This is a genomic window from Streptomyces sp. (assembly GCF_050698815.1).
Taxonomy (GTDB): domain Bacteria; phylum Actinomycetota; class Actinomycetes; order Streptomycetales; family Streptomycetaceae; genus Streptomyces.
Genome location: NZ_JBOHCV010000443.1, coordinates 1 through 8,570, shown reverse-complemented (window position 1 = coordinate 8,570; position 8,570 = coordinate 1). Strand labels below are relative to the sequence as shown.

Annotated in this window: 10 protein-coding genes; 2 read left to right on the top strand and 8 right to left on the bottom strand. The window is 71.8% G+C overall.

The annotated features are described in order from the left end of the window. From ACRDP3_RS16220 to ACRDP3_RS16200, 5 genes are all read right to left on the bottom strand, one after another. The coding region (locus ACRDP3_RS16220; protein ID WP_431517664.1) for a lysylphosphatidylglycerol synthase domain-containing protein at positions 1–283 on the bottom strand (283 nt) is incomplete at its 3' end. Then, positions 280–1,146: a class I SAM-dependent methyltransferase gene (locus ACRDP3_RS16215; RefSeq protein WP_431517663.1), complete on the bottom strand. Its 867-nt coding sequence runs from the start codon at positions 1,144–1,146 to the stop codon at positions 280–282. The genes ACRDP3_RS16215 and ACRDP3_RS16220, both read right to left, overlap by 4 nt. Next, entirely contained in the window at positions 1,143–2,213 is a 1,071-nt protein-coding gene (locus ACRDP3_RS16210) for a glycosyltransferase family 4 protein (protein WP_431517665.1), read from the bottom strand. Before ACRDP3_RS16210 ends, ACRDP3_RS16215 begins: the two co-directional genes overlap by 4 nt. A 56-nt stretch (positions 2,214–2,269) precedes the next feature. Continuing rightward, entirely contained in the window at positions 2,270–2,668 is a 399-nt protein-coding gene (locus ACRDP3_RS16205; protein WP_431517662.1) for a 6-pyruvoyl trahydropterin synthase family protein, read from the bottom strand. Between the two features lie 37 nt (positions 2,669–2,705). Continuing rightward, positions 2,706–3,698, bottom strand: a complete 993-nt coding sequence (locus ACRDP3_RS16200) for a zinc-dependent alcohol dehydrogenase (RefSeq protein WP_431517661.1) — start codon at positions 3,696–3,698, stop codon at positions 2,706–2,708. 95 nt (positions 3,699–3,793) lie between these two features. On the opposite strand from ACRDP3_RS16200, the gene ACRDP3_RS16195 reads away from it, so the two are divergent. Together ACRDP3_RS16195 and ACRDP3_RS16190 are read left to right on the top strand one after the other, a co-directional pair. After that, positions 3,794–4,612: a CDP-alcohol phosphatidyltransferase family protein gene (locus tag ACRDP3_RS16195; RefSeq protein ID WP_431517660.1), complete on the top strand. Its 819-nt coding sequence runs from the start codon at positions 3,794–3,796 to the stop codon at positions 4,610–4,612. Further along, entirely contained in the window at positions 4,609–5,817 is a 1,209-nt protein-coding gene (locus tag ACRDP3_RS16190; RefSeq protein WP_431517659.1) for a Glu/Leu/Phe/Val dehydrogenase dimerization domain-containing protein, read from the top strand. The genes ACRDP3_RS16195 and ACRDP3_RS16190 overlap by 4 nt, the downstream gene beginning before the upstream one ends. Here the strand turns inward: ACRDP3_RS16190 and ACRDP3_RS16185 are convergent. The 3 genes from ACRDP3_RS16185 to ACRDP3_RS16175 are packed head-to-tail and all read right to left on the bottom strand — an operon-like array spanning position 5,805 to position 8,148. Beyond that, positions 5,805–6,458 carry an RraA family protein gene (locus ACRDP3_RS16185; protein WP_431517658.1) on the bottom strand — a complete coding sequence of 218 codons (654 nt, stop codon included), beginning with the start codon at positions 6,456–6,458 and terminating at the stop codon, positions 5,805–5,807. The two genes, ACRDP3_RS16190 and ACRDP3_RS16185, sit on opposite strands and share 13 nt — an antisense overlap. Continuing rightward, positions 6,455–6,850: a RidA family protein gene (locus tag ACRDP3_RS16180; RefSeq protein ID WP_431517657.1), complete on the bottom strand. Its 396-nt coding sequence runs from the start codon at positions 6,848–6,850 to the stop codon at positions 6,455–6,457. The genes ACRDP3_RS16185 and ACRDP3_RS16180 overlap by 4 nt, the downstream gene beginning before the upstream one ends. Continuing rightward, positions 6,847–8,148, bottom strand: a complete 1,302-nt coding sequence (locus ACRDP3_RS16175; RefSeq protein ID WP_431517656.1) for an MFS transporter — start codon at positions 8,146–8,148, stop codon at positions 6,847–6,849. The genes ACRDP3_RS16180 and ACRDP3_RS16175 overlap by 4 nt, the downstream gene beginning before the upstream one ends. Positions 8,149–8,570: the final 422 nt, after the last annotated feature.

The following is an 8,570-nucleotide window of genomic DNA, read 5'->3' as shown; positions in this document are numbered from 1 at the left end:
CGCCGCCGGGCAGCGCCGCGTTCAGGAACAGGGCACGGTAGTAGTCCCCGACCGCACCGGCCAGCGGCAGCCGGAGCTTGAGGCCGCGGGCCACCAGACACCAGCGCCAGGCGCTGCAGACGGTGGTCAGCAGGCCCAGACCGAGAGCGGCCAGGAGCGCGGGGCCGTCGATCCTGCGCAGTCCGGAGACGAATGCGTCGGTGCCCAGCCGCCACAGCAGCACCGCGAGGATGCTCCCGCCGAAGAGCAGCCGGATCCAGGACCAGGCCGCGCGCGGTATCACGAGGGCTCGCCGCCCGGCGTCGGTGGCAGTGCCAGCAGGTCGCTGTGGTGTACCACCACCCGCAGCTCGCCTGCCGCGCACGCTGCCAGCCGGGCCCGCAGGTACGGCTCCGCGCGCGGCGCCAGGTCCGGGCGCTGGGCACACGCGGCCCCGACCCAGCCCGGCAGCCACTGCGCCGTCAGCGCGGACTCGGCGGCGCCGAGCCGCCACGGGCTGGCGTGCGTCCGTACCGCCGCGCCGTGCCGTGCGAACGCTTCGGAGGCCGCCTCGACGGCGTCCGGTCCGAGCATGCGGCGGGGGTGATCGCCGCGCCGCTGGTGGGCGTTGAACGCGTCGGCGATCTCGGCGTCCAGGTCTTCGGCAGGGGTGAGCTCGACCCGCCCCACCACGGAGAGGGCCAGCAGGGCCGGGCAGCGGGCACCGGCGCAGGCCGCGGCGAGCCCCTCGACCTCGGCGTGGGTGAGCACGTCCAGCAGCGCGGAAGCCGTCACCAGCGACGTGCCGGCCAGGCTGTGGGCGGTCAGCCGGTCAAGGTCACCGCACACCGTGGCGACGGTGACGCGGCTGCCGTCGGCGGCCGTGCGGGGCATCGCCGTACCGGCCCGCTCGAGCAGAGCGGGGTCGCGGTCGTGCAGGATCCAGTGCTGGGGGCCGGGCAGCCGGGGGGCGAGCCAGCGGCCCATGGAGCCGGTGCCGCAGCCGAGATCGCGGATCACCAGTTCCGCCGCACTCCTGCCGGGCGGCGGGTCCGCCAGGTGAGCCCGCAGCGGGCCGAGGAGAGCGGGCGCGCGGGCGGCGGCGTCGGCGCTCTCCCGCAACTGGAGCCATTCCGGGGTGTAGCGGGGCGTGCCGGGCCCGCTCAAGCCGTCCGGCGGGTCTCCCGCCGGAGCTGTTCGAGCACCTCGGCCAGACTCCGTGACGTCATCTCCCACCCGCGCAGCATCGCACGCCGCCGCCGCGCGGACTCCCGCGATCGAGAACGTACGCCGGGCTCGCTGAACCAGCGGCGCAACGCCGAATTGAGTGCTAGAGGGTCTTCCGGTGGTACGAGAATCCCCGGCACGCTGCCGTCCGGCGCCCGCCCGACCGCTTCCGGCAGACCGTCGACGGCCGTCGCCAGCACGGGAATGCCGCGCGCGAGCGCCTCGGTCACGACCATGCCGTACGTCTCCGCCCGGGAGGTGAGCACCGCGAGGTCGGCGGCGGCGTAGCTCGCGGCCAGTTCCGCGCCGGACTGCGGGCCGGGGAGGCTGAAGCGGTCGCCGAGCCCGAAGCCGGCGATCAGCGCGCGGAGCCCGGCCGTGTAGTCCGGGTCCTGGTGCAGGCTGCCGACGATCGCGCAGCTCCAGGGCAGGTCGGCGACGGTCGCGAGGGCTTCCACCAGCCGGTGCTGCGCCTTGCGCGGGGTCACCGAGGCGACGCACAGCAGCCGCGAGACGCCGTCGGTGCCGGCTGCCAGCGGCGCGCGTTCGACGCCGGGTTCGGCGACGTGGACCAGGTGGGGGTCGAGCCCGTGGTGGTCCACGAGCCGGCGGGCGGCCCATCCGCTGGTCGCCACCACGGCCGGCACGGCGCGCAGGGTCTCGCGCTCGCGGGCGTCCAGGTCCGCCGCGAGGGCGGGGTCGAGTCCCGTCTCGTCGCCCAGCGGCAGGTGCACCAGCACCACGAGCCGCAGCCGTCCGGCCTCGGGAACGACGACGTCGGGGACGGCGCAGGCGAGGAGACCGTCGATGAGGACGACGGCGCCGTCCGGCAACCGCGCGAGCAGCCGGGCCAGTTCCGTGCGCGCCGCCGCTCCGGGCTGCGGCCAGCCGCCCGCGATCGCGTGCTCGTGCACCTGCCAGCCGGTGCCGGGCAGGCCCTGGCACACCCGGCGGTCGTAGCTGTTGCCGCCGCTCGGTGCCGTCATGTCGTCGACGCCGCCGGGCATCACTATGTGCACCGAGCGGCCGGTGGTCACGGTGGTGGTCCCGGCGCCGGCGCTGCTCACAACGTGCGCTCGAAGCTCGCCCAGGCGATGTGCGATTCGTGCAGGGTGACGGTGATGCCGGCCAGGCCGCGGGCCCCCTCGCCCAGCGCCCCGGCGTGCACCCGGTCGGCGAGGCGGTCGGCGATGACCTTGGCCAGGGCCTCGGTCGAGGTGTTGATGCCCGCGAAGGCGGGTTCGTCGTCGAGGTTGCGGTAGTTGAGTTCGCCGACCACACCGCCGAGTTCGCTGGTGGCCAGCCCGATGTCGACGACGATGTTGTCGGCGTCCAGCTCTGCCCGGCGGAACGTCGCGTCCACCAGGAACGTCGCCCCGTGCAGGCGCTGCGCGGGTCCGAAAACCTCTCCGGTGAAGCTGTGCGCGATCATGAGGTGATCGCGGACGGTGATGCTGAACAAGGGTGCTCCTCCAGGGTTATCGGCAGGTCTGCCCGCTTCAGGTGGTGGTCCGGTCAGGGTCGTACAGGACCCGGTGGCACAGCGCCGGGAGGTCGCCGGAGGCGAGCCGGGGCAGCACCCGCGGCAGCTCCTCGAAGGCGCACTCGCCGGTGATCAGCGCGTCGAAGGCCGGGTCGGCGAGCAGTTCGAGGGCGAGCGCGAGCCGGTCGGCGAAGGTCCGCCGGGAACTCCGGGCCGGGGAGACGGTACCCACCTGGCTGCCGCGCACGACCAGGCGCCGGGAGTGGAAGGCCTCTCCCAGCGGCAGGCTGACCCGCCGGTCGCCGTACCAGCTCAGTTCGAGGACCGTCCCCTCCGGGGCGAGGAGTTCCAGCGAGCGGGCGAGTCCGTCCTCGGTGGCGCTGGTGTGGACGACGAGGTCGCAGTCGCCGGCGGCGTCCTCGGGGAGCGCGAAGCCGACGCCGAGTGCCTTCGCGGTCTGAGCCCGGGTGGGGTCCGCGTCGACCAGCTGGACGCGGACGGCGGGATACCGGGCGAGGAGCGCGGCCACGCAGCAGCCGACCATGCCGGCCCCGACCACGGCGATCCGGTCGCCGATCAGCGGTGCGGCGTCCCACAGGGCGTTCACCGCGGTCTCCACCGTCCCGGCCAGCACGGCCCGTTCGGCGGGGACCGTGTCCGGCAGCGGTGTCACGGCGCTCGCCGGGACGACGTACCGGGTCTGGTGCGGGTAGAGGCAGAAGACGCTGCGGCCGCGCAGCGAGGGTGGTCCCTCCTCGACGAGGCCGACGTTGAGATAGCCGTACTTGAGCGGCCCGGGGAAGTCGCCGTCCTGGAACGGCGCCCGCATCGTGGCGTACTGGCTCTCGGGCACACCGCCGCGGAAGACGAGGGTCTCCGTGCCGCGGCTGATGCCGGAAGCGAGCGTACGCACCACGACGTCGCCGGCGGCCGGTTCCGGCAATGCGACCTCCCGGATCTCGCCGTGGCCGGGAGAGCGTAGCCAGAATGCGCTGGCCGTGCGCCGCATTGGCATCCTCCTGAGCAATCGAACCTGGTCACGGTGATCCGCGGTTACGATACGCGGCACTTATCGGGGGCTGCCATGAAGTGGGAGGCCGGACGGTGGCCGTGCACGACAGGTACGACTCGTACACGTACGACACGTATGGCACAAGGCTCTTCGGGAACGAAGCGGCGGTCGGCTCGGGCGCACAGATGCTCCTGCTGGGGCTGCTCGAGGTGACGGTCGGCCTGGGGCCCGCCGGGTGGCTGGCCGGCTCGGCGTTCACGATCGCCAACTGGGCATTCCTCACCCTCGCCCTGGACCGGTCGCGGAACCGGTCCTTCGGACCCGCCGACCGCGTCACGCTGGCCCGGGCGGCGCTCGTCGGCGGCGTGACCGCACTGGTCGCGGATTCCTTCGACCGGCCGCCGCCGGTCACGGTCCTGGTCGCCCTCACCACCACGGCGCTCATCCTCGACGCCGTCGACGGCCATGTCGCCCGGCGTACCGGGACGGCGTCCGAGCTGGGGGCGCGCTTCGACATGGAGGTGGACGCGTTCCTCATACTGGTGCTCAGCGCCCACGTCGCCACGTCGGTGGGCGGGTGGGTGCTGCTGATCGGCGTCATGCGGTACGCCTTCGTCGCGGCAGCCTGGATATGGCCGTGGCTGAGCCGCCCACTGCCGCCGAACACGGCCCGCAAGACGGTGGCGGCACTGCAGGGGATCCTGCTGCTGGTGGCAGCCGCCGGGATTCTCCCGCCGGCGCCGGCGTTCACGGTCGCCCTCCTCGCGCTGGCCCTGCTCGTCCACTCCTTCGGCCGCGACGTCGCGTGGCTGTGGCGCACCCGGCACGCGCGGACGGCCCCCGCAGCGTCGGGGTCGGCCACCGTCCGCCGCCCCGGCGTCGTCACCGTCCCCGAGGAATCCCGTCGATGAGCACGGCTCCCACCCCCACCCCGCTGATCTCGCTCACCTGGACGGACCATGTGACGGGCCACCAAGGCCACTTGGTCATCGACCGCCTCGTGCGCGGCGTCTCCAGCGGCGGCCTGCGGATGCGTAAGGGCTGCACCCTGGACGAAGTGGCCGGCCTGGCCCGTGGCATGACGATGAAGGAGGCCCTGCACTACAACCCGGAGGGCCGCTACATCCCCCTGGGCGGAGCCAAGGGCGGCATCGACTGCGACCCGCGGGATCCGGAAGCCTACGGTGTCCTCGTGCGCTATCTGCGCGCCATGCGCCCGCACATCGAGAAATTCTGGACCACGGGCGAAGACCTGGGCCTGACCCAGGCGACCGTCGAGGCCGCCGCCGCCGAAGCCGGTCTGACCTCCACCATCCAAGCCGTCTACCCGCTGCTCGACGACGAACGGGCGGCGCGGCAGCGGCTCGAGAAGGCCTTCGGCATCGACGTGGACGGCATCGGGCTCGACGAGCTGGTCGGCGGTTGCGGCGTCGCCGAAGCGGTGCTGGTGGCGCTGGACAGAGCGGGAGTCGGGCATACGGGGACCCGGGTGGCGGTGCAGGGCTTCGGCACCATGGGCGGGGCCACCGCGCGTTTTCTCTCCCGCGCGGGGCTGACGGTCGTCGCTGTGGCGGACGTCGAGGGGACCATCGCCAACCCCGACGGCCTGGATGTGGAGACCCTGCTCGCCGCCCGTGACGGGTACGGCACCGTCAACCGCTCGGCCCTGGCCCCCCGCGACTTCCGGCTGCCGGGCGACGCATGGCTGTCCACAGCCGCCGAAGTGCTGGTACCGGCCGCGGTCTCCTACGCCGTCGACACCGTCAACCAGCGGCAGATCACGGCCCGCTGGGTCGTCGAGGCGGCCAACATGCCGGTGCTGCCGGAGGCGGAGGAACTGCTCGCGGCCCGCGGGATCGCCGTACTGCCGGACGTCGTCGTCAACTCCGGTACGAACGCCTGGTGGTGGTGGACCCTCTTCGGCGACATCGGCGCGGACGCGGACGAGGCGTTCGCGTACACCCGCCGCTCGATGCGCGAGCTGATCGACCTGATGCTCACCCGGGCCGATGCCGATGGCACGAGCCCCCGCGCGGCGGCCCACGCCATCGTCGCCGGCCGACTGCCCGCCATCGCGGAGCGCTTCGGGTGGTACGGGCACGCTCAGCCGAGGTAGAGGAGTTTCTCCAGAGCCTCGCCGTCCGCGATCCGGCGGAGGAGGGCGGGTTCCCTCTCGTCCGAGAGCTCCGCGCACGGCAGCACGGCTGCCAGCGCGTCCGGCGGCAGAGCGATCACTCCGCTGGCGTCGCCAAGGATGACGTCGCCGGGTTCGACCCGCACGCCACCGAAGTCGACCGGAACCTGCCGGCGTCCCTTCGTGCCGCCGAGCTGCTTGGTCGTGAGGCAGCTCGTGCCGCGGGCATGGACGGGGATTCCGGATCGCGGATCCCCGAGCGCGCCGACATCGGTGACCGCACCGTCGACGAGGATCCCCGCGGCTCCGCGGGCACGGGCCGCGGCGGCGGTGACCGCACCGATGACCGCATGCGCGTGGTCGCCGCCCGTGTCGATGACCAGCACGTCACCGGGTCGCAGCTCGAGGATGGCCCGGTTGACCGATCCGGCGTCCGGTTCGTCGAGCGCGAGTGTCGCCGCGATCCCGATCACACGCTGCGGGAGACCGAACCGGCGGACCGACAGGTCGGCGAAGCCGTGCTCGAGGAAGTGGCCGAGCGTCGGGAAGTCGACGTCCGCCACACGTTCGAGGAGCTGGACGAGGTCGGAGTCAGCGTCCTCCCCGCACCCGGTCAGCGTCACGTAGACCCTCCCTGCGGCGTGGTGACGACGGCGATGCAGTCGATCTCCATCGACACCCCCCACAGCCCCACGCACACGGTGGTGCGCGCCGGACGACGGCCGGCCAGGAACCTCTCGTACACACGGTTGTAGGTCTCGAGCTGATCGCGGGAGCTGAGATAGGTGTTGATCTTCACGATGTGCTCGAGGTCGGATCCGGCGGCCACCAGCACGGACTCGAGGTGGCTGAGCGTCGCGTGCACCTCGTCCTCGAAGGTGCCGGTCTCCGCACCCGGGGCTGCCGGAATCTGGCCCGTCGTGAACACGAATCCACCGGCCGAGGTCGCCTGGACGTAGGGGCCGACGGCGGCGGGGACACCGGGCGCCGACGCGAAACGCTGAATTCCGCTCATGCGGGGACCTCGCGCTTCGGGGCCGGGGAGTCACGGCTCACCTCGTCGAAGGCCCCGACTCGCGTCTCGGCGAGCAGGAAGAGAGCGATCAGGGAAAGCAGAGCGGTCCCGGCGATGTACCAGGCGATGGAGGAACTCTGCCCGGTGAGTGACAGGAGTGCGACGGTGATCGCCGGAGTCGCCGCGGAACCGAGCAGGCCGGAGAGCATATAGGCGACCGAGAGGCCCGAATAGCGCACCCGGGTGCCGAAGAGTTCGGCGAGAAAGGTGGCGATGGGGCCGTAGTTGGCGGAGAAAGCGATCGCCATCAGCGCGTACGCCGCAAAGACGCCCGCTTCCGATCCTGTGTCGAGAAGCCAGAAGAAGGGGAAGGCGAATACGGCCTCAGCGGCGATGCCGCCGTAGATGACGGGCTTTCGGCCGACGCGGTCGGAGAGGCGTCCGAAGAAGGGAATCAGCACCCAGGCGACAGCGCACGACATCATGACGGCCCACAGCATCAGATTCTTCGAGTGCCCGAGGTCCTCGGTGCCGAAGCTCACGCCGGACGTGATCAACAGGGTGAAGGTCGAGCCCGTGGAGAGCGTCGCGATGCCGCCCAGCACCACCTGCCGCCAGTACTGGCGCATGAGGGCGAAGAACGGGATCCTGGCCTTCTCCCCCGCCTGCCGGACGGCCTGGAAGCTCGCCGTCTCCTCGATGTTGAGACGGATGTAGATGCCGACGCCGATGAGGGCGGCGGAGATCAGGAACGGGATCCGCCATCCCCACGCCAGGAGTGCTTCGGTGTCCAGGTTGGCCGCCACGAGCAGGAAGGCGCCGTTGGCGAGCAGCGTTCCGATCGGCACGCCGATCTGGACCATCGAGCCGAAGAATCCGCGCCGTCCGGGCGGGGCGTGCTCGACCGTCATCAGGACGGCCCCGCCCCATTCACCGCCGAGGGCAAGACCCTGGACGACTCGGAGGCCGAGGAGGAGGAGTGGGGCGGCGACTCCGATGGTTCCGTAATCCGGCACCAGGCCGATCGCGAATGTCGCGACTCCCATCATGATGAGAGAGGTCAACAGCATGGACTTCCGGCCGATCCGGTCGCCGAAATGCCCGAATACGATGGCTCCCACCATCCGGGCCAAATAGGCGGAGGCGAAGGTGAGAAAGGCCAGGATCGTGCCGGTCGTGCCGTCGAGTTCGGGAAAGAAGATCTTGTTGAAGACGAGCGCCGACGCGGTGCCGAACAGGAAGAGGTCGTACCACTCGACCGTGGTGCCGATGACGCTCGCGACAGCAATCTTGCGCATCTTTCGTGCGTCGCTCGGGACGCTGGCGGCTGGTTCGGGAGTGCGGGTCGTCATGGAGCTCCGATCGGGCATGGATCGCTGACAGCTCTGCTTGCGCGGAATGAGTTGGTCAACTTTCCTTTGCGCCCGAGGGAAACAACAAGGAGCAAACGCACACGGTTGCCGACGGCTGAGTGTTCATATGCCCACCCGGACCCGCCCCGGCTCACCGGATCGGTTCGACGCCCGGGGAGTCCGGCGGCTCGCGTGGCGCCTTACGACCCGTAACCCGCCCAGCCACCAACACCCTTCGTCGCGGCCTTCGTTGCCGTCGCCGCCCGCCTCACCTAGGACCTGGGACGCCGCCTCGGCACGAAATCGTCCTCCGGGAGGGAGTCCTCGGGAAGGGAGGAAACCTGCGGACCCAGCGCGTCCTCCGGCAC

What these genes read in the sequence shown, in the direction of transcription:
- ACRDP3_RS16175 (WP_431517656.1), bottom strand. Translation starts at nt 8,148, where the DNA reads ATGCGCAAGATTGCTGTCGCGAGCGTCATCGGCACCACGGTCGAGTGG.
- ACRDP3_RS16190 (WP_431517659.1), top strand. Translation starts at nt 4,609, where the DNA reads ATGAGCACGGCTCCCACCCCCACCCCGCTGATCTCGCTCACCTGGACG.
- ACRDP3_RS16200 (WP_431517661.1), bottom strand. Translation starts at nt 3,698, where the DNA reads ATGCGGCGCACGGCCAGCGCATTCTGGCTACGCTCTCCCGGCCACGGC.
- ACRDP3_RS16210 (WP_431517665.1), bottom strand. Translation starts at nt 2,213, where the DNA reads ATGCCCGGCGGCGTCGACGACATGACGGCACCGAGCGGCGGCAACAGC.
- ACRDP3_RS16180 (WP_431517657.1), bottom strand. Translation starts at nt 6,850, where the DNA reads ATGAGCGGAATTCAGCGTTTCGCGTCGGCGCCCGGTGTCCCCGCCGCC.